Origin of the sequence: Rhodococcus sp. 27YEA15 (assembly GCF_049739425.1) — a bacterium.
GTDB lineage: Bacteria > Actinomycetota > Actinomycetes > Mycobacteriales > Mycobacteriaceae > Rhodococcus_F.
This window is the reverse complement of sequence record NZ_JBMHHW010000001.1, coordinates 4,258,443-4,277,415: the sequence shown is the minus strand read 5'-3', so window position 1 is coordinate 4,277,415 and position 18,973 is coordinate 4,258,443. Positions and strand designations below refer to the sequence as shown.

General features: G+C 63.1%; 17 protein-coding genes and 1 pseudogene. 12 read left to right on the top strand and 6 right to left on the bottom strand.

What is annotated here, in order from left to right:
- From ABH922_RS19970 to ABH922_RS19930, 9 genes are all read left to right on the top strand, one after another.
- Positions 1-1,047 carry an ABC transporter substrate-binding protein gene (locus tag ABH922_RS19970; RefSeq protein WP_424808563.1) on the top strand — a complete coding sequence of 349 codons (1,047 nt, stop codon included), beginning with the start codon at positions 1-3 and terminating at the stop codon, positions 1,045-1,047.
- The gene (locus ABH922_RS19965; RefSeq protein ID WP_424808562.1) at positions 1,044-2,138 is read left to right on the top strand and encodes an LLM class flavin-dependent oxidoreductase; all 1,095 of its coding nucleotides are present in this window, start codon (positions 1,044-1,046) and stop codon (positions 2,136-2,138) included. Before ABH922_RS19970 ends, ABH922_RS19965 begins: the two co-directional genes overlap by 4 nt.
- A complete protein-coding gene (locus tag ABH922_RS19960) occupies positions 2,135-3,322 on the top strand; it encodes an LLM class flavin-dependent oxidoreductase (protein WP_424808561.1) in 1,188 nt (395 codons plus the stop codon). Before ABH922_RS19965 ends, ABH922_RS19960 begins: the two co-directional genes overlap by 4 nt.
- A gap of 37 nt (positions 3,323-3,359) precedes the next feature.
- Positions 3,360-4,067: a class II aldolase/adducin family protein gene (locus tag ABH922_RS19955; RefSeq protein ID WP_424808560.1), complete on the top strand. Its 708-nt coding sequence runs from the start codon at positions 3,360-3,362 to the stop codon at positions 4,065-4,067.
- 106 nt (positions 4,068-4,173) lie between these two features.
- The gene (locus ABH922_RS19950; RefSeq protein WP_424808559.1) at positions 4,174-5,121 is read left to right on the top strand and encodes an ABC transporter substrate-binding protein; all 948 of its coding nucleotides are present in this window, start codon (positions 4,174-4,176) and stop codon (positions 5,119-5,121) included.
- Between the two features lie 131 nt (positions 5,122-5,252).
- Positions 5,253-6,278 carry a hypothetical protein gene (locus ABH922_RS19945; protein ID WP_424808558.1) on the top strand — a complete coding sequence of 342 codons (1,026 nt, stop codon included), beginning with the start codon at positions 5,253-5,255 and terminating at the stop codon, positions 6,276-6,278.
- Between the two features lie 6 nt (positions 6,279-6,284).
- Complete coding sequence (locus tag ABH922_RS19940) at positions 6,285-7,271, top strand: hypothetical protein (RefSeq protein WP_424808557.1); 987 nt, start codon at positions 6,285-6,287, stop codon at positions 7,269-7,271.
- Positions 7,272-7,298: 27 nt separating this feature from the next.
- Positions 7,299-8,594, top strand: coding sequence for an adenylosuccinate synthetase (locus ABH922_RS19935; RefSeq protein ID WP_424808556.1), 1,296 nt, complete (start codon positions 7,299-7,301; stop codon positions 8,592-8,594).
- Between the two features lie 7 nt (positions 8,595-8,601).
- On the top strand, positions 8,602-9,237 hold the full coding sequence (locus ABH922_RS19930) for an NUDIX hydrolase (RefSeq protein ID WP_424808555.1): 636 nt from the start codon (positions 8,602-8,604) through the stop codon (positions 9,235-9,237).
- Between the two features lie 9 nt (positions 9,238-9,246).
- On the opposite strand, the gene ABH922_RS19925 is transcribed toward ABH922_RS19930, so the two are convergent.
- Positions 9,247-10,023, bottom strand: a complete 777-nt coding sequence (locus tag ABH922_RS19925) for an SDR family NAD(P)-dependent oxidoreductase (protein WP_424808554.1) — start codon at positions 10,021-10,023, stop codon at positions 9,247-9,249.
- Positions 10,020-10,661, bottom strand: a complete 642-nt coding sequence (locus tag ABH922_RS19920; RefSeq protein WP_424808553.1) for a hypothetical protein — start codon at positions 10,659-10,661, stop codon at positions 10,020-10,022. The genes ABH922_RS19925 and ABH922_RS19920 overlap by 4 nt, the downstream gene beginning before the upstream one ends.
- 189 nt (positions 10,662-10,850) lie before the next feature.
- On the opposite strand from ABH922_RS19920, the gene ABH922_RS19915 reads away from it, so the two are divergent.
- The gene (locus tag ABH922_RS19915) at positions 10,851-11,783 is read left to right on the top strand and encodes a LysR family transcriptional regulator (protein WP_424808552.1); all 933 of its coding nucleotides are present in this window, start codon (positions 10,851-10,853) and stop codon (positions 11,781-11,783) included.
- On the opposite strand, the gene ABH922_RS19910 is transcribed toward ABH922_RS19915, so the two are convergent.
- Positions 11,760-12,785 (bottom strand): adenylate/guanylate cyclase domain-containing protein, encoded by a 1,026-nt coding sequence (locus ABH922_RS19910; RefSeq protein ID WP_424809735.1) that lies wholly within the window; start codon positions 12,783-12,785, stop codon positions 11,760-11,762. The genes ABH922_RS19915 and ABH922_RS19910 overlap by 24 nt on opposite strands.
- Positions 12,786-13,132: 347 nt before the next feature.
- Here ABH922_RS19910 and ABH922_RS19905 point away from each other — a divergent pair, with 347 nt between their 5' ends.
- Entirely contained in the window at positions 13,133-13,855 is a 723-nt protein-coding gene (locus ABH922_RS19905; protein WP_424808551.1) for a DUF6319 family protein, read from the top strand.
- A 25-nt stretch (positions 13,856-13,880) separates the two neighbouring features.
- Here ABH922_RS19905 and ilvD read toward each other — a convergent pair whose 3' ends face one another.
- Both ilvD and ABH922_RS19895 read right to left on the bottom strand, forming a co-directional pair.
- A complete protein-coding gene (gene ilvD / locus ABH922_RS19900) occupies positions 13,881-15,575 on the bottom strand; it encodes a dihydroxy-acid dehydratase (RefSeq protein WP_424808550.1) in 1,695 nt (564 codons plus the stop codon).
- Between the two features lie 76 nt (positions 15,576-15,651).
- On the bottom strand, positions 15,652-16,713 hold the full coding sequence (locus ABH922_RS19895; protein WP_424808549.1) for an aldo/keto reductase: 1,062 nt from the start codon (positions 16,711-16,713) through the stop codon (positions 15,652-15,654).
- Positions 16,714-16,849: 136 nt separating this feature from the next.
- Between ABH922_RS19895 and ABH922_RS19890 the strand changes: the two genes are divergently transcribed.
- Positions 16,850-17,716 (top strand): helix-turn-helix transcriptional regulator, encoded by an 867-nt coding sequence (locus ABH922_RS19890; protein WP_424809734.1) that lies wholly within the window; start codon positions 16,850-16,852, stop codon positions 17,714-17,716.
- 82 nt (positions 17,717-17,798) lie between these two features.
- Here ABH922_RS19890 and trpS read toward each other — a convergent pair.
- Positions 17,799-18,752, bottom strand: a pseudogene (trpS, locus tag ABH922_RS19885) (tryptophan--tRNA ligase); the annotation flags it as partial.
- Positions 18,753-18,973 lie beyond the last annotated feature (221 nt).

The window sequence follows — 18,973 nt, the reverse complement described above, 5'->3', positions numbered from 1 at the left end:
ATGACTACTGCAGCCGACACCTCGCTCGATACCCTCTGGTACACCCGATGCCCGGTGCCCACAGCGAGCGGGCTTGCACACAGCCTCGGTTGGTTGAATGTGGCAGCTGAATCGGGAGGGGCGAGTCTGGGTGTACTTCAGGACGCCGGACCGGAACTGGCTGTTCGGCACTTCGATCACCAACTCCGAGGCCTGGTGCGGGAGGGCGGAAACGTGCCTGCCATCGCGGCCAGGGCGCAGGGCTCACCGACGCGATTGATCGGCCTTACCTGGATCGACGAATCACAGGCGATTCTCGTCGGACCCGAGTCCACGGTCTCCGGACCTGCGGATTTGGCGGGACTGCGAGTTGCGGTTCCGTCCTGGGCGCAGGATCAGGCTCGTAGCTTTCCCCGGGCAATGGCGCTGCACGGTTTCGCGAATGCGTTGCGATTGGGAGGCCTGACACTGGCCGATGTGACTGTGGTCGAAGTGGATGTGGAACGTAACCCGCAGGTGCGCAACGGAGTCACTTCGGAACGGCGTTTGACGACATGGGGTGTCGAGGAGTTGCTGCGCGGTGACGTGGACGCCGTCTACGTCAAGGGAGCGCGTGCGCAGGAGACCGCCCGCGAACACGGACTGCGTGTGGCGGTGGATCTCGACGCTACCGAAGCAAAACGGTTACGTGTGAACAACGGCACCCCCCGCCCTATCACAGTGCATGCGGATCTGCTCGAGTCCCGGCCTGAACTGGTGGTCGGATTTCTCGTGCAGAGCCTGCGAGCGGCGGACTGGGCGAAGGAGAACCTGGACTCCGTCCGAGACGTGCTTGCTCGCGAAACACTCTCCGGAGCGGAAGGAGTCGCGGCCGCGTACCGGGAGGGATTCCACTTGGATCTGCACCCATCGTTGTCGGATGAACGAGTCGAGCTGATCGGAATCCAGAAGCAATTCCTTTTGGCGCACGGATTTCTCGCCGCGGATTTCGATCTGGAGTCCTGGGTTTCCCGCGAGCCACTTCGACAGGCGCTCGACGTGATCGCGTCGGGGGAGGCGGTGTCATGACCGAGTTTCTGTGGCGCCTGACGTCTCGTGGTGACGGCCGGCATGCTGTCCCCGGATCACATAACCGCGGCGGATTCGGAGGCCGGCGGACCCCCACCCCGGCGACCGACCTACGTCCGGGAAACTTCGGGCCGTTCGACGAGTTGTCGCAGATTGTTCTGGCCGCAGAACTGGCGGGACTCGACGGCGTACTCGCACCGTACGACCCGTTGGGTGAAGAATCGTGGATCGTTGCAGGTGGTGCCGTGCGAGATACCCGATATGCAGCTGTGATCGTCGAGTTCCATCCGTCCTTCGGTACGCCGGTATACGCGGCGAAGATGTCCGCGACCTTGCAGCGGATCGCGGCGGGACGATTGTCCTGGCGATTGAGAGTCGATACCGGCGACGCCGATGCACGATCCCGCGGGGACAAGGTCGTGGGCACTGACCGCTACGCGCGGGCTGCGGAGTTTCTCACCGTCGCTCGCGGAGTGTGGAACGAAACGCCTTTCGCAGGAGCAGGATTCAAGGGAACCGATTACCACTTCGAGGGCGAGTACTTCGACGTCGTGGACGGTGGGTTCCGTAGCATTCTGTCCGGGCTGCCCTTCCCGACGGTCTACCTGTCGGGCTCGTCAGACGAGGCCTTGGATCTGTCGGCTCGCCACGGTGACGTACACCTGTTCAGCGAGACCGTCGAGGGCGTTGCCGAGGCGGTGGAGAGATTACGCAGTCGGTCTGCAGCTCGGGGCCGAGTAGTTCGGACCGGGCTGGAGCTCCCGATCGTTGCCCGCGAGAGTGAGGACGAGGCATGGGCGCGGGTCGAGCGCCAGTGGCGCGAGGTTCACCCGAACGCTGAAGATGCCAGGTCGCTCGACCTCGGTGGCGGCAGATGGGCAGGGTTCTCCGAGATTGGCTACGAGCAGGCGATCGGACTAGTGGGGAGTTACGAACAAGTAGCGCAGAAGATTTCGGACTACGAGGCTGCCGGAATCGATTCGTTCGTCTTCGACGGACGACCGCAGATCGAAGAACTGCACCGTATCGGTGAACATCTGTTGTTTCTCGCCGACCCGGTCGGCCGAACTTTGACGGAGACCAGAACATGAGTATCGACTTCTACTGGCGCATCGGAATGGAAGGCGATCACGCGTCGCTTCGCAACCCGCGTCGGAACAACCGTGGACACGCAAACGGATACGGACCGGGAAATATCGCCCCGGCGATCAGGAACGGTGAACTCGACGGCTACAGCTACATCGAACACGTGGCTGCTGTCGTTCGGGCGTCGGAATCAGCCGGCTTCGTCGGTGGTCTGCTACCGTCATTTCCCATCACCGAGGATCCGTGGGCGATTGCATCGGTTCTGGCTCGCGAGAGCACAACGTATCGCTTCATGGTCGCCTTCCAACCGGGGTTCCTTCATCCGGTTCAAGCTGCGCGAATGTCCGCGAGTCTGCAACGCGCGACGGGCGGACGCTTGGTGTACAACATCATAAGTGGCGGCGGCGGGCCGGCGCAGTTGTGGTGGGGAGACAAAGTCGACCACGATGACCGTTACGCGCGCACCAGTGAATTCCTCGACGTACTTCGTGGAGTCTGGGACGGTCGACCGTACGATTACGAAGGTCGATTCTTCCGGACCGACGGCGCTGCACTACCTCCGGGACTTGCCGGTCAGCCATTTCCGGAGGTGTACTTCTCCGGTTCGTCTCGGGCCGCTGTGAATGCTGCCGGATTGCACAGTGACTACTATCTGTCCTGGTTGGAACCATTTGCAGATCTGCGGGCAAAATTCGGCGCAGTGCGCGAATACGCGGAGAAGCTAGGACGTACTCCTCGATTCGCGGTTCGAATCGACGTTGTCGCCCGTCATACCGAGGAGGCCGCGTGGGCAGAAATCGAGAAGGGCTGGGCGTTCGTCGATCGAGACGCAGCTAATCGTGCAGCGCAAGGAGATTCGATCGGTGCTGCGCGAATCTCCGGCTGGGTACCGGAGACGATCACCGGCTATCGTGATCTCGAGGTTCAACCCAATGTGTGGTGTGGGTTCAGCCTGATTCGAGGTGGACCAGCGTTCGGTCTGGTCGGTAGCTACGAGCAGGTCGCCCAACGACTCGACGAATTACGTGAGTTGGGTGTCGAGGCCTTCATCCTTGCTGGTAATCCGCATCTCGAAGAGGCGTACCGAGTGGGCGAGGAAGTCCTTCCACTGTTGCAGACCACACCGTCACCGATGAGTTCGCCCGGCCAGGAGCCTGCAGCAGTGGGCTCACAATTGCTTGTTTCCTGATCGTCGCTGTCCCTTTCGAACCTATGAGGAGTATCCCATGACCACTGCCGAATCCCGCATCGACGAGTCCGTCGCTGCATTCGTCGAATCGACCACCCGCGACGCGCAGAAGGCATTTCGGGTGTTGCGCGAGACCGGAACGGTTTCTGCCAACGGAACCGTGAACTTCGTCGAGCGCGTCCCCGGCGAGGAAATCGCCGTGGCAATCAACGAGCCTGGCCCATGGGCGGATGATCCGATCGCGACGCCGATCGTGGCGACCTTCGGCGGAGAGGTGCTAGCGGGTGGAGCATCGGCCGGATTCGTCACGGCCTACGCCAAGGTCTTCCGGGCGCACCCCGAGATCACCTCGGTAGTGCACGTGCATACGCCGTGGCTCGGTGGTTTCGCACAGACGCACAGGACCTTGCCGATCCGATACGCTGCCTCGCAGCGCCTGACCTTGTCCCGATCTATCCCGCCTCACATCGATCGTAGTGTCAGTGCCGGCGATTTCATTCTCGAACAACTCCTTCGTGACCCCGATTTGGTTGCGATTTTCGAGGCGAACGGCGGTGTCAACGTGATCGGGCGGAGTGGGTTGCTAGAGCTGGCCAAGTTTGTGGTACTCCTCGAGGAGGGGGCTCAGTATCAAGCGATCGGCGAGTCTGTGGGAGGCACAGTCGAATTCGATGACACTAACCTCGTCGCTCAGTGGGGGCGCAGTGGACTGCTCGAGAAGGCTCGCGAGCGCGGTCTGATTTGAGTGTGTCCGTGATCTCGCGTCAGAACCTGATGTCTGGACCGAATTCGGTTTGTTGCGGGTGGACCTTGCCGGCCATGCAATCAACCACATCTCAAGGAGAATCCTCATGACAGTTCGAGTGGGCTACTTCCCGCACAACAATTCCCTTTTCGTGCTGCGCCACCGCGGCATTCTCGAACAGAAGCTATCGGACGTGGAATGGGTTGACCTGCGCGAACTTCCGGAGTCTGATCCGGTGGACGTGAAGTCCGGACTGCCGAGTTTGCATTCGGACTGGCTGTTTACCGCAGGGGGTTACGACGTGATCGGAACCGGTTTCACGCCACCGATCACCGCACTCGCACATAGCCGCGACGTGGTGTATATCGGTATTTCGGGTCCACGAGTGGAGAACGGGCGCCTTGTGACTCTCTCGAGTTCGGACATCCAGACCGCGGCGGATCTGAAGGGTAGGCGAATTGGGATTGCCCACGGCTCGTGGCAGACGACGTTGCTTTTGTTGGCACTCGAGCAAGTCGGTCTGACGTGGGCCGACATCGAACCCGTCGACACGGGTGTGAACGATGGCGCCCAAGCGCTCTCACGTGGTGATCTCGATGCGTGGGTCGGTGCGTACCCGGGGCTGGAGGGGATCGAGGGCACGCACGAACTGCGTACTCTCGTGGATACCGAGTCACTGTTCAGCCACCCGTCGCTGTGGTTTACTCGTCGCGATTTCGCGGAGAACAACCGAGAGGCACTGGAAGCGATCGTCGCAGCGCTGCAAGAATCCGATGCCTGGATCGAGGCGAACCCTCGTGAGGCGGCAAGATATTTCGTCGACGACGTGGTTGCACGTGGTGGACAGGCGGATCTGGATCGCTGGGAGCGCGCCCTGCGCGGCCGACCATTTGGATTGAACCCGGTGAACGACGAATTCCTCGACGAGCAGCAGCATGCGGCGGATCTGTTGTTCGCCAACGGTTTGGCGCCGCAGGCGGTCGACGTACGGGCTGCGGTTCTACCGTGGATATCCGAATTCGTGGAGGCAACGCGCACCACGGCAGTTATCTGAGATCGCCGGTGCGGTTCGAGTGGATTCTCGAACCGCACCTCCTCGGCGGCGCCCTGCTGAACGACTGACCGGCCGATCCGTGTTCGTTCAGGGGACTTGTCTTCATTGTTTTAGTCAGTTAGACTAAAACAATGAAGACGGAGGAAGCATTGGCCTTGATCGAGGAGTCGGTCGATCTGTTCGGGCCTCGCGGGGCCGATGCGGAACAGAGGCGAGCTGCGAGGCGCCGCTACCACCGACTGGTGCTGTCGGTACATCCCGATCGCGTCGACCCGATCCACCATCGGCGCGCGGTTGCGGCTACCGCGCGGTTGAGCGCGCTGTACACGGAGTGGTCGGCCGGTGGCACTGCGATTCGTTACCGCGGTGAAGTGGGAGAGTATTCGCTCGGCGATCTGCTGGCGCGTGGTTCGGTTGCGACTTTGTACCGCGGAACGAGCGAATCGAATGAGCCGGTGGTGTTGAAGATTCCGCGGGATCCACGAGCGAACGGGCTGATCGAGAACGAGCGCCGAGCTCTGCGTGAGATCGCGGATTCGGCAGTCGGCGGACGCGAATGGTGGTTGCCCTACTTTCCGCGGCTGATCGACCACATCACACACGCCGATCTCGGTACCGGAACCAGGCGTCAGATCACGGTTCTGGGTGATTTGAGCGTCGGATTCGTAACCTTGGCCGATGTCGCGGCCGCGTATCCGCACGGACTCGACCCGCGAGACTACGCCTGGATGCACCGCCGCATTCTGCGGGCACTCGCGGCAGCTCATTCGGTGGGCTGGGTGCACACGGCGCTCACTCCCGAGAACGTGCTCATTCATCCGGACTGGCACGGGGTGGTGTTGGCGGGTTGGTCGTTCGCGACGCGCCCGGGCGAGAGTCCGTCCGCCAGGATTTCTGCAGCGCACTATCCCCCGGAGGCCGGTGGTCCGGTCAGTCCGGCATGGGATGTGTACATGGCGCACCAGGTGATGCTCGGTCTGCTGGGTAGCCGAATCCCGAACCGCATGAGGGCCTTCGCTTCCGGGTGCATGCAGGACGCACCGAGAATGCGGCCGGATGCCTCCGACCTCCTCGCGGAGTTCGACGACCTTCTCGACCTTCTCTACGGCGAACGAACATTCCGTCCGTTCGACCTGCCCACTCGAAAGGAACAGTGAACTGTCATGGGATACGGAAACTGGGACGACAACACCTACCTGGCAGGCAAGACGTTTCGGGCTGCCCGCGGAACCGATGCGTTCGGCTACACCGACGCACTGCGGACGCGACCGGTCAAGGACTGGAAGGCGGATCCGGCATTGGATCCGTTCGGCGTGGGTATGCGTGAGAGCCGGGACTCGGCGGGGCACCCCGATTCGCTGCCGATCGCGGTCCTGTTCGACGTGACCGGATCGATGGGCGCAGTGCCGAGAATCATGGCGGACAAACTCGGGAAACTGCACGGGCTGCTCCAACGAAAGGGATACGCCGATGATCCACAGATTCTGTTCGGTGGGATCGGCGATGCCGACTCCGACCGGGTTCCGTTGCAGATGGGGCAGTTCGAATCGGGCAACGCGATGGACGAGCAGTTGCGAACCATCTTCCTCGAAGGCGGTGGTGGCGGCCAGAAATCGGAAAGCTACGAATTGGCAGCGTATTTCATGGCCAAGCACACGGCGACCGATGCGTGGGACAAGCGTGGACGTAAGGGATATCTGTTCGTCATCGGCGACGAGTTGAACAAACCACGACTAGCGGCGCGGCACATCCGTAAGGTGATCGGGGACGATGTACGCGTCGACGTGTCGGTTCCGTCGATCTACCGTGAGCTCGAGAGGCGCTGGAACGTCTACTTCGTATTGCCAGATCAATCGTCGTACTTCGACGATCCGGAGATTGCCGAACACTGGAACGGGCTGTTGGGTGAGCGTTTCGTGAAACTGGACGATCCGGCTGCGGTGTGCGAGCTGATCGCAGTGACGATAGGGATCGGCGAGGATCGGATCGATCTAGGCGACGGCCTGGCGGACTTACGCGACCTGGGCTCGGTGGCAGAAGCGGCCATGGTGGGCAAGGCACTTGCCGTCGTCGGTGGTAATGCTCGTCCCACGGCCACCGCGCTGCCGGCCGACCTCGACACCGGCTCGAACGACGTCGAATTCGGATAGGTCGGTCTGCGGAAGGAAGGAATCGAGATGAACGCGATATTCGGTGACCGAGACATCGTCGTCGTCGACCTGGGCTTCGGCGACGCCGGAAAAGGTGCCACCGTCGACTGGTTGTGCTCACCCGCCGCCGGATTGGACGTGGCCGCGGTCGTGAGGTTCAACGGCGGCGCCCAGGCGGCACATAATGTCCAGGTGGACGGGCGGCACCACACCTTCTCGCAGTTCGGGTCCGGCACGTTCTCGGGAATCTCGACCTTTCTGTCGCGGAGCGTCCTCGTCGAGCCCATCGCATTGGCGTCGGAGGCGCGAAAGCTGGCCGCTCTCGGTGTTGTAAACCCGTTCGCGCTGATCCAGATCGACGAGGAGGCATTGCTGACGACACCGATCCACGTTGCTGCAAACCGGGCAAGGGAAGATGCTCGTGGCGGCGCTCGTCACGGTTCGTGCGGCAAAGGGATCGGGGAGACGGCGGCATACGCGCTGGAGTGTGCCCAGGCCCCTACCGTCGGGGACTGTCGGCGGCCGGGGATTCTCCGACGTAAGCTCGTCCAATTGGCAGAACACTATTCGTCGATGATCGGCGAAAGTGGGCACTCGTGGCCGCCGATCGACGCAATGGTGGAGATGTACACGGAATTCGCTGCGACAGTGTCGATTGTCGATGCCGGTGCGGTGGCGACTCTGGCTCGGCGTGGGCGGATGGTGTTCGAGGGCGCCCAGGGGATGCTGCTCGACGAATGGCGAGGATTTCACCCTCATACCACGTGGTCGACGGTGGAGCCGGTCGACGCACGTGCCATGATCGCCGAATCAGGGCGGGAAGCATACGTACTCGGCGTCTCGAGGACGTACACCACCAGGCACGGCGCCGGCCCGTTCCCGACCGAAGACGAAGCGCTGCGTCGAGTGTTACCGGAACTGCACAACGGTCACGGCGAGTATCAGGGTGGGTTTCGGGTGGGCCACTTCGACGAACTGTTGATGCGCTACGCGATCGCTTCGTGTGGTGGGATCGACGGGTTGGCGCTCACGCATCTCGATGCTCTGGCCACGGCGCGGAACGCCGCCGTGCCTGTCGTCGGTGTGGCCAGGTACGAGGCGCCGCGCTGGCAGTCGATTCCGGTCGGACGGTGGAAGGATCTAGGTCACCAGCAGTACCTCACCGACGTGCTCATGTCGGTAACCGCTGTACCGCAGACGATCCCGACGGATCCGGAAGGCTTCGTCGAGTACGTCGGTGGGGTGGCCGGTGTGCCTGTCGTGCTCACCGCCGACGGACCGTACCGGGCCGACCGTCGGCTCGGTGTAACGCTGCCTGCATGATGGTGAGGTGAATCAGTCACTCGTCTCGATCGACGTCGTCGCCGTGCGATTCGGCGACCCCGAACCCGGGCAACTTCGCTTTGCCGTCACTGCACGGGTAGCCGAGCCGTACATCGGACAACGAGCACTGCCCGGTGTCCTGCTCGGTGCTGGTGAGAAACTCCGGGATGCAGCGCGTCGTGCGGTGACGACGAAACTAGGGCTGCCGGACGACGCAGTTTTGGCGACCGGCCAACTCGCGGTGTTCGACGAACCGAACCGGGATCCGCGTGGACCGACGCTCTCGGTCGCGATGTGGGCCGTGCTGGCATCCGGCGCGAAGAGCGCCGGGATCGAAATCGAATGGGCCGGCTGGCAGAGGACGGATGCACTCGCGTTCGACCACGACCGAATTGTTGCCGATACGCGCCCGATACTGGCGAACACGTTGCTGTGGCGCGATCAAGGTTTCACGCGGGCACTGCTCGGGCCGTCGTTCCCGGCATCCCACGCGCTTGCCGTGGCTGCCGAACTGTCCGGTCAGCGACCTGATCCCGGCAATCTCAATCGCACCCTCAAAGCCGTGCCGGGGCTGACACGCACCGACGAGCGGGTGCGGGTGAGCGCAACCGGCCGCCCGGCAGTGGTGTGGCAGTGGGAATAATCCCGCCCGTCACGTCATGACGGCACCGCCGTCGACCGCAATGGTCTGACCCGTCACATTGCGCGCCCTGTCGCTGAGGAGGAACGCAACCATCTCGGCGATGTCGCCGGCAGTCTGTGCCCGGCCCATCGGAACCATCTGCGCGACAAACGAATCGAACACGTCTGAATCGGAGACGCCTTCGAGCGCCGGATCGCGCTGTCGCAGTTCCTCGATGGTGCGCAGCCACATGTCGGTCAGGATCAGACCGGGCATGACGGTGTTGGACCGTAGTCCGCGAGGGGCCCCGATCCTGGCGACGCTGTGACTGAGTTCGATCACAGCCGCCTTCGACGGCCCGTAATGGGCGAGCATGTCACCGCCCAGGCGTGCTCCGATGGACGCGATGTTGACGATCGCCGCCGCACCCTCGGTGCGGCTCACCAGCTCGCGAGACATCAGAAAGGTGCCCTTGGTGTTCACGTCGAACGTGTTGTCCCACTGAGCTTCCGTGATCTCGAGGAACGGGGTGAAGACACCGATACCGGCGCCGTTGACCAGTGCGGCCGGTGTGCCCGCCGCCAATGCGACGTCGAAGGCCGTGGTGACGTCGGCTTCGCTGCGAACATCGCACCGCGACGTGTGAACCTCGGCGCCGAGTCCGCGAAGCCGTTCGGCGGTCTCGGCCAGAGCGGCCTCCTGGATGTCGAGCAGGACCAGGATCGGATAGTCCTGGACCAGGCGTTCGGCGATGGCGGCGCCGAGTCCGGCTGCGGCACCGGTGACGAGGGCGACCTGGCCGCTCACGGGAGGTATTTTTCGAGCAGTGGCGCCAGGAGTTCTGCGGCGCGGGCCGCACTGATCACCTCGCTGGGGTCCACCTTGGTGACCACCTTGGACGCGGAGTCCTCGTAGACGTGCTCGCCGATCAGGCGTCCCTGCTCGTCGTACGGCCAGACGAAGGCCAGCGTGCGACGCACCAGATACCAGCCGTCCGGGTCGATGTCGGAGGCGGAGTTGCTCGGGGCCTTCGAGTCCGCGTCACCCGAATCGTGGACGGCGCCGAACACGCCGTCACCGAGGATGGAACCGGGAACGAACTGGCTGAACAGCGTTTCGCCGGAGAATCCGTTGTCGTTGACTGCGAAATCGGAGTTGCTCGTCCACATGACGAGGGTGTCGGTGACGGCGAGCGACTGGTAGAAGTTGCTCACCTCGTCCATTCCGTCGAGAACGATCGACTGGCCGTCCTCGAACAGGCGGTAGACGGGTTCCTCGACGGTCATCTCCGGAGTGAGGATTTCCTTGTACCGACCGGAGACCTCCAGCATTGCGTGGCGACGGAAATTGCGAAGGATCTTCTGGTGCCGGGGATTGGTGATCGTGTCCAGCTGGCGTTCGACGTCGTCCATCATGTGAACGAACTCGTGCTCGTATTTGCTCATCGAGGCTCCTGATGTCTTCCGATCCGGGGGCTGTCCGGATGTGTCACAACTGTGGACGGGAGCACACGGTTCTGTACATGTAGAAGTCCGTACATATGTTGCTTCTTCACTTAACACTCCAGTTCAGCTACTGTGATGGCTGTCACGAAGAGCTGGTTGAGATGGTAGAAAACGACCGAATGGACGGTAATGAAGAGCGGTAGCCGACGGGGCTGTGAGCTGAACCTGCGACTGGTGGCGTCGCTGGTGGTGGTCGTCGAGGAAGGCCACTTCGGGCGGGCCGCAGATCGGTTGTTCGTCACCGCGCCGGCGTTGAGTCAGCAGATCCGTCGACTCGAAGAGCAGGTGGGTGCGAGTCTGCTCGACCGCAGTGTCCATCCGGTGACGCTGACCGAGGCGGGGGAGTTGTTCCTGCCGCAGGCGCGGGAGTGTCTCGACTCGGCCGACCGGGCCATGAACGTTCTCGACGCGCTGGACCGGCGTCGATCGAGGCGGTTGAGGATCGGATTCATCAACGGGGCGGCCGGCAGTCTCGGGCGCGAAGTTCTCGACTCCCTGCACTCGGAAGTGGAACTGGTGCAACTGGATTGGACTCAGCAGGTCAGCGCGGTCGCGGGTGCGATGGTCGACGCGTCGTTCGTACGGCCACCGTTGCCGCACCTCGACGGCCTGGTCCTCGAGCGCATCGGGACCGAACCGCGGGTGGCCGCGTTGCCGCGCGGGCACCGGCTCGCCGATCGTGACGTGATCTCGATCGACGAATTGGACGGCGAAATCCAGGTCGCCAGCGACAGTGCCCCGGCAGAATGGGTGAAATGGTGGTCGGTGGACCCGCGACCGAGCGGCGTCCCCGTGACGTACGGGCGGTCGGTGCGCACCATGGACGAACAGCTCGAAGTGGTGGCAAACGGTCGGGCAGTGGCGATCACGGCCGCCACCATCGCGGAGTACTACACCCGTTCGGACATCAGGTTCGTGACGATCACCGACATCGAACCCAGCTCGATCGAGCTCTGCACGAGGCAGGGAGATCTCAGCCCGGCAGTACGGGAGTTGCGTAACGCCGTGGCAGTGGTCGCTCGGCGATGGAACAGACGGTCACTGCTCGGCCGCGCGTCGTAGCACGTATTGCTCGAGCCGGTCGATCCCGCGCACACGCCGCGGACGCAGATGGCGCAGTGCAAAATTCGCATCCGACTCGAGTTCTTCGGCCAGCGCCGAGTCGATCAGTACGGTACCCGGACGAGCAGAACTGGTGAGCCTGGCGGCCTTGTTCACCACCGAACCGTAGAGGTCGCCGAAACGGACCAGAGTGGGGCCCAGCGCCAAGCCGACTCGCAACTGGGGATCATCGTGGTGGGTGAAGACCAATTCCTGCAGTTGCAGCGCCAACATTGCCGCATGGTGTGCACTTTCGGTGGCGAACATGACCTCGTCGCCGACGGTCTTGACCACCCATCCGAAGTTGCGCCCGACTATCTCGGTGGATGCCGACTCGAAACGCTCCAACAGCTCGTTCAACTCGGCTGGGTCCAGTTTGCCGGTCAGTGACGTGTAGCCGACGATGTCCGCGAATCCGACCACGACGACCCTGCTGGCGACTTCCTCGCCGGGATTGCCGACGTTACGGCCCGTCGACGATGCGACATGTCGTTTCCATACGTATGTCTGGAGTGCTTCGACGGCGGGGATCACGTCGGCTCCCAGATGGAGCACCATCTTCCTGAGTTCCTCTGGCTCGAGATCGGCGGAGTTCGAGAGTTGGTCGACGATGTGGGTGCTGATCAGCGAAATTTGCCATTCGGCCAGTCGAGACATGGTCTGACCCAGCGAACGCGCGGCGGCCACCTCGTTTCCGGCCGAGATGATGCCGCGGTCGACGAGGCCGGTGATGGTGGCGAGCGCGTCGGCGTCCTGCTGGGTGAACATGACGGCATCTGGATCTTCGTCGAGGGCAAAGCCCATCGCGACCCACAGTCGATCGGCACGGTCGCGCGAGACGCCTGCGTATTCGGCGATCTGGGACTGGTTGAAGCAAGGTGGACCGCCGAGGAGTGACTCTTCGATGTCGGCTTGGATTCGCGCCAGGAGCCGAGGGTCCACACCGGAGCGGACAGGTGTCAGAAGTTCGGGTGCGTGGTCGGTCCGAGCTGAACGGGAACTGCTCACCTGGCTCCTTCGTACGGTAACGGGAGGGGTTGTGCACACAGGCGTGGACGAACTTCACGGTCTGCGGGATCGGGCGGTAGCTCGAATGCCTGATCCGACTTTACCGCCGGTGTGTTCGACGGGTGGCGGAAGTGCGGTGGACCGGAGTTCGGAATTCGGGTCGCCGCGGGTTACCACAGCCCTGGACGCAGTCCGGAACTACCGGTGGCGATGAACCGAGCGCAGGGGGTGCAGTGTTGGTCGGTGGCATGTGCAAGAGTTTGCGCAACAGAGCACAACCGACCTCGTGAAAGGACTTGCGCATGCCACCCCGTAGACGTTCCGGTGCCGCCGCGTCGACGCCGGATCATCTCACCGCGGAGCAGTTGGAGACACTGGCTTCGGCAGTAGCCGAAGGAAAACGTGCCACCGTCTATCTGCGTGAGGCCACCCCCAGCTTGGGAATCGAAGCGGGCACCTCGGCCAAGGTGGTGTCCGTCGATGGCAATACCGTGCTCATTCGGCCGAAGGGTGTGAACGACGAATTGCCCTTCGAGGCAGAGGAATTGCGAATCAATCGAGTCTCGGCCACGCCTGCCGCCCCGATGCAGCGCCCCAAACCGGCAGTAGTGGAGTCAGAACCTCTCATGGAACCTCTCACCCCGAATCCCCGGACCAGGCAACAACCGCGCGCAGTCGCAGTGCAGGCGGAAGTGACGTCAGCTCCGGTGCCGGTGCCCCGGCCGGCGGTCAAGCGCGCGAAGAAGCTGCCTGCAGGTGTCAGCGTCACCATTCACGCCGGAGCCGACAACGACTGGAGCGTGACGGTTACCCATGGGGCGAAGCGCCCTGGTAAGGCAGTTCCGGTCACCCCGGACGCTGTCGAGCGCGCAATCCGTGAACTGGGCGAACCGACCGCCGTCGAGGCGGTCGAGTCGATCATCGTCGCCGCGCGCGATGTTGCCGCGGCCCGGGTGGACGAGCTGAGCCGTCAACTGGAAGAAGCGCGCAAGATGCTCGAAGCACTGGGCGCCGCAGACCAGTGACGTGGGTGGTCTGCGGCGCTCGTGATCAGCCGCAGACCGCCCCACCCGACGCCGAACCCACCAGCTTCGTGTACTTCGCCAACACGCCGCGGGTGTAACGCGGAGGCAGCGGCTCCCATCCGGCTTTGCGGGTTTCGAGCTCGGCTTCGTCGACCAGCAGGTCCAGTCGCCCGGAGCCGACGTCGAGCCGGATCTGATCGCCGTCACGAACGAAGGCGATCGGTCCGCCGTCGACAGCTTCGGGGGCGACGTGGCCGACGCACAGCCCGGTGGTGCCGCCGGAGAACCGCCCATCGGTGAGCAGCAGGACGTCCTTACCCAGACCTGCACCCTTGATCGCGCCGGTGATGGCGAGCATCTCACGCATTCCCGGTCCGCCCTTAGGGCCTTCGTAGCGGATCACGACCACGTCACCGCTGGTGATCGTTCCGTCTTCGAGAGCGTCCATTGCCGCGCGCTCGCGCTCGAAAACCCTTGCTGTCCCGGTGAAGACGTCGGAATCGAAGCCCGCCGACTTGACCACCGCGCCGCCGGGTGCGAGTGAGCCTTGCAAGATGGTGATGCCGCCGGTGGGATGGATGGGATCTTTCATCGCGCGCAGCACCTTGCCGTCCGGGTCGGGCGGGGTGATGTGGGCGAGGTTCTCGGCCACGGTGCGTCCGGTGACGGTCAGGCAGTCGCCGTGCAGGAGTCCGGCGTCGAGTAGGGCTTTCATGATGACGGGGACGCCGCCGATGCGGTCGACGTCCGTCATGACGTGACGTCCGAAAGGTTTGACGTCCGCGAGGTGCGGAACCTTCGCACCGACGCGGGCGAAATCGGCGAGCGTCAGCGGGACGTACGCCTCATGGGCGATGGCCAGCAGGTGCAGCACCGCGTTGGTGGAACCACCGAACGCCATCACCACGGCAATCGCGTTCTCGAACGCTTCCTTGGTGAGAATGTCGCTGGTGGTGATGCCTCGGCGAAGCAATTCGACCACGGCCTTGCCGCTCTCTCGGGCGAATCCGTCGCGTCGTCGGTCCGGGGCAGGCGGTGACGCGCTGCCCGGCAAGGACATTCCCATCGCCTCGGCGGCGCTGGCCATGGTGTTCGCGGTGTACATGCCACCGCACGCGCCCTCGCCAGGGCAGATGGCGCGCTCGATGGTGTCGACGTCGGCACGACTCATCAATCCGCGTGAGCAGGCGCCCACCGCTTCGAACGCGTCGATCACGGTGACCTCGCGTTCGCTGCCGTCGGACAGTCTGGCCACTCCGGGCAGGGTGGAACCGGCGTAGAGGAAGACACTGGCCAGGTCGAGGCGGGCAGCCGCCATCAGCATGCCGGGCAGTGATTTGTCGCAACCGGCGAGTAGGACCGAGCCGTCGAGGCGTTCGGCCTGGATGACCGTTTCGACACTGTCTGCGATGACCTCACGAGAGACGAGGGAGAAGTGCATGCCCTCGTGGCCCATGGAAATGCCGTCGGAGACGGAGATGGTGCCGAATTCGAGTGGGAAGCCGCCGCCTTCGTGCACCCCTTCCTTGACGGCTTTCGCGAGCCGGTCGAGGGAAAGATTGCACGGGGTGATCTCGTTCCAGGACGAGGCGACGCCGATCTGCGACTTGACCCAGTCCTCGTCACCCATCCCCACTGCTCGCAACATGCCGCGTGCTGCGGTCTTCTCGAGTCCGTCGGTGACGTCACGACTTCTGGGCTTGATGTCGGGTTCGGTCATTGCCTCAGCATAGGCTTCGCCCTGTGCATCTTTCCGGTAGACCGGCCTGACAGAAAAGCACACAGGGGCGCAGTCCCTACACCCTCGGGCGAGTACGGGTGTTTCCGTGCACCACCCCGCGAACCATGGGCCGGGTCAGGAATTCGTGTGGGAAACCCAGGTCGATTGCGCTGGCGTCGTCGAGTCGCCGAAGGTGCTCCACCTCGAATTCGACATCGAGAGCGGAGAGGTTCTCGTGCAGTTGTTCGGGTGTCCGAGCACCGATCAACGAGCTTGCGACGGCCGGATTCTGCAGCGTCCAGGCCAGTGCCACCTGCGCCGGTCGTATTCCGAGGTCGTTCGCCACTGCTACGACGGTGTCGGCGATCGAGAGCCCACGCGCGGTCAGCGTGCGGTTGGCAGTTGCGTGATCACGACGGGTGCCGCCCGGACGATCCGCCGGTGGGGCGGCCAGGTCGGCGGCGGTGTACTTGCCGGTGAGAACGCCGCCGCCCAGCGGTGCCCACGGTACGACGCCGAGGCCGAGTTCGGCCGCCATCGGGATCAGGTCTCGTTCGGTGGTGCGCTCGATCAAGCTGTACTCCACCTGCAGCGCCACCAACGGCGCCCAGCCTCTGAGTTCGGCGATGGTCTGCATTCTGGCCACCTGCCAGGCCGGGGTGTCTGAAATCCCCAGATACAGCACTTTTCCACTGCGTACGAGATCCCCGAGTGCAGCGATGACTTCGTCCCCAGAGGTCAGGCCGTCCCAGGCATGGACGTACAAGAGGTCGAGGTAGTCGGTTCCCAGCCGTCGCAGACTCGATTCCACCGACGCGACGAGGCTCTTGCGATTGTTTCCACCTGCATTGGGGTCCGACGGATTGCGGGTGCCGGTGTACTTGGTTGCCAGAACGATCGATTCGCGACGACCTCGAACGAATTCTCCCAGGTATTCCTCGGATTGGCCGTCGGTGTAGATGTTCGCGGTGTCGACTGCGTTGCCGCCCGCGTCCACGTAGGCGTCGAAGATTCTGCGTGCGGTCTTCTTGTCCGAACCCCATCCCCAGGCATCACCGAACGTCATGGCACCCAACGACAACGGTGATACCCGCAGACCGGACTTGCCCAGTAACCGATAGTCGTTCAACTTGGTCATACGTGATTCCTTTCGACGGGTCGATCTTCTGACGCCTGTCGACTGTGTCGTACACGCATGCCCGCAACCAGGCCGGCCCTACCCTGGGACGGCCGGTACCAGGCTGGATGACCGCGAGCGGCCTAGTCTCGTAGGAGTGAGCACACCGTTTCCGATAGCCCGCCGCGAACTCGCCGCGTTGTTGCGTGATCGACGGGAAGCGCTCCAGCCGGAAGAGGTCGGCTTACCGCCGCGTATCGGGCACACACGCACGCCCGGTCTGCGACGTGAAGAGGTCGCGGCGCTCGCAGGAGTCAGCGTCGACTATCTGACGAGGCTCGAGCAGTGCCGGAACGTTCGCCCGTCGTCGCAGGTTGTCCGAGCGCTCAGTCGAGCGTTACGGTTCGACGACGATCAGCGCGAGTACCTCTTCGCCCTCGCCGGCCATCGTGCACCGGGCCGCTCGGAACGGGAGCGAGTCCCGGCCGGCCTGGCGAGGCTGGTCGTCGACGTCAGTCCCTTGCCCGCGATGATCCTCGACTACCGACTCGACGTCCTCGCTTTCAACGATGTGATGTCAGCTCTACTTCTCGACCTGAATCTGCGGCCGGTCGAGGATCGAAATATTCTTCGAATGTGCTTCCTGGACGAGCGTTTTCGAAACTTTTATCGAGGACGCGAGGATGTTGTCCGGGGCGCCGTTGCGGATCTGCGTGCGGCATGGGCAGCTCACTGCGAGGATGGTGAACTGGCATCGTTGATCGCAGAGTTGGTCCACGGCAGTGAAGAATTCGCGCGGTATTGGAAATCTCGTGAGGTGTCGGTACGCGCTCGAGGAGACAAGCCGATGAACCACCCGACGGTCGGTCCGTTGACTGTGACCTTCGACGTTCTGAATCCACTGGACGATCCCGATCTGAGGTTGATCGTCTACCGTGCGGCCGATGCCGTATCGCAGGCAGCGCTCGACGAATTGAACAGGAGCAGTGATCGATTCGGCGGACGCCGCCTGTACTCGCTCTAGTACACGGTGCCCATGGCCGACCTACCTCGTCGAGGGTGCGGAGTGCGATCTCGTTCGCGTGTTCGTTACCGGCCCGCAGTACGTCGCGAACAAGAACCGGATCAGCGGCGAACTCTTCACGACGGTGACGATGGCCTGCGAGGTAGTCGTTGACAGCCTCGGTCGTGAGCTTCTTCAGCATTGCGGAACCGCCGTCGCCGATCTCGGCTGCGATGGCATTCTCGTCGGCGCCGCAGCAGAGCGCGGCAGTGGTCAGCAGCGCGGATACTCCGGGGCGGATCTCCGGATCGAAGGTGATGGTCCGGTTGGAATCGGTAGGGGCCCGCCGGATCAGATCGGCAGTCTGATCGGCAGTCATCGACAGGGAGATTGCGTTCCCGTAGCTCTTCGACATCTTTCGGCCGTCCAGACCGGGAACCTCTGGCGATGGTGTCAGCAATGCTTGCGGCTCCGGGAAGATCGGGCCGTACCGTTCGTTGAAACGCCTGGCGATGAGCCTGGTCAGCTCCACGTGCGGCAAGTTGTCCTTGCCGACCGGCACCAGATTTCCCTTGCAGAACAAGATGTCTGCGGCTTGGTGAACGGGGTAGGTGAGCAGTAGCCCACTCAGCGCGCGCCCGGATGCGCCGAGTTCCGCTTTCACCGTCGGATTGCGATGCAACTCGGCTTCGGTGACCAAACTCAGAAATGGCAGCAGCAATTGGTTCAATGCCGGAACAGCCGAATGGGTGAACACCGTTGACTGTTCGGGATCGATACCCGCCGCAAGATAGTCGAGTACGGCTGCGTAGACATTCTCGCGTACCCGGCCGATACCGTCCCGATCGGTGATGACCTGGTAGTCGGCCAAGATGACGAATGTCTCGATGCCCAGGTTCTGCAAGCGCACCCGTTCGGTGACGGTGCCGAAGTAATGGCCCAGATGCAACGGGCCGGTGGGGCGCTCACCGGTGAGGATGCGATACCGGGCCGGATCGCGGGCTACGTCGGTGTTCAGGTCGTCGCTACGCGCACGAGAAGTCGTGTAGGAATTCATGATTCAAGCTCCAGATCGGGAGAGGACTACACGAACCCTCATGCCGATCGCAGGCATTCACGGGCTACGTACAGCCCGTGAACATGGTCAGTCGGACTGCGGACGCAGCCACCACCATGCCTGTCGGAAATTTGTCATGCCAGGCACTCTACCCCCTGTGTGTCTTTCTGCCGGCGCGGACCACCAAAAAGGCGCACAGGCGAAGCCTGGGTGAACTTCGG

Bases quoted from the DNA above. Each gene is read 5' to 3' on its own strand.
- ABH922_RS19970 (WP_424808563.1), top strand. From the start codon at position 1: ATGACTACTGCAGCCGACACCTCGCTCGATACCCTCTGGTACACCCGA.
- ABH922_RS19965 (WP_424808562.1), top strand. From the start codon at position 1,044: ATGACCGAGTTTCTGTGGCGCCTGACGTCTCGTGGTGACGGCCGGCAT.
- ABH922_RS19960 (WP_424808561.1), top strand. From the start codon at position 2,135: ATGAGTATCGACTTCTACTGGCGCATCGGAATGGAAGGCGATCACGCG.
- ABH922_RS19955 (WP_424808560.1), top strand. From the start codon at position 3,360: ATGACCACTGCCGAATCCCGCATCGACGAGTCCGTCGCTGCATTCGTC.
- ABH922_RS19950 (WP_424808559.1), top strand. From the start codon at position 4,174: ATGACAGTTCGAGTGGGCTACTTCCCGCACAACAATTCCCTTTTCGTG.
- ABH922_RS19945 (WP_424808558.1), top strand. From the start codon at position 5,253: ATGAAGACGGAGGAAGCATTGGCCTTGATCGAGGAGTCGGTCGATCTG.
- ABH922_RS19940 (WP_424808557.1), top strand. From the start codon at position 6,285: ATGGGATACGGAAACTGGGACGACAACACCTACCTGGCAGGCAAGACG.
- ABH922_RS19935 (WP_424808556.1), top strand. From the start codon at position 7,299: ATGAACGCGATATTCGGTGACCGAGACATCGTCGTCGTCGACCTGGGC.
- ABH922_RS19920 (WP_424808553.1), bottom strand. From the start codon at position 10,661: ATGAGCAAATACGAGCACGAGTTCGTTCACATGATGGACGACGTCGAA.
- ABH922_RS19915 (WP_424808552.1), top strand. From the start codon at position 10,851: ATGAAGAGCGGTAGCCGACGGGGCTGTGAGCTGAACCTGCGACTGGTG.
- ABH922_RS19905 (WP_424808551.1), top strand. From the start codon at position 13,133: ATGCCACCCCGTAGACGTTCCGGTGCCGCCGCGTCGACGCCGGATCAT.
- ilvD (WP_424808550.1), bottom strand. From the start codon at position 15,575: ATGACCGAACCCGACATCAAGCCCAGAAGTCGTGACGTCACCGACGGA.
- ABH922_RS19895 (WP_424808549.1), bottom strand. From the start codon at position 16,713: ATGACCAAGTTGAACGACTATCGGTTACTGGGCAAGTCCGGTCTGCGG.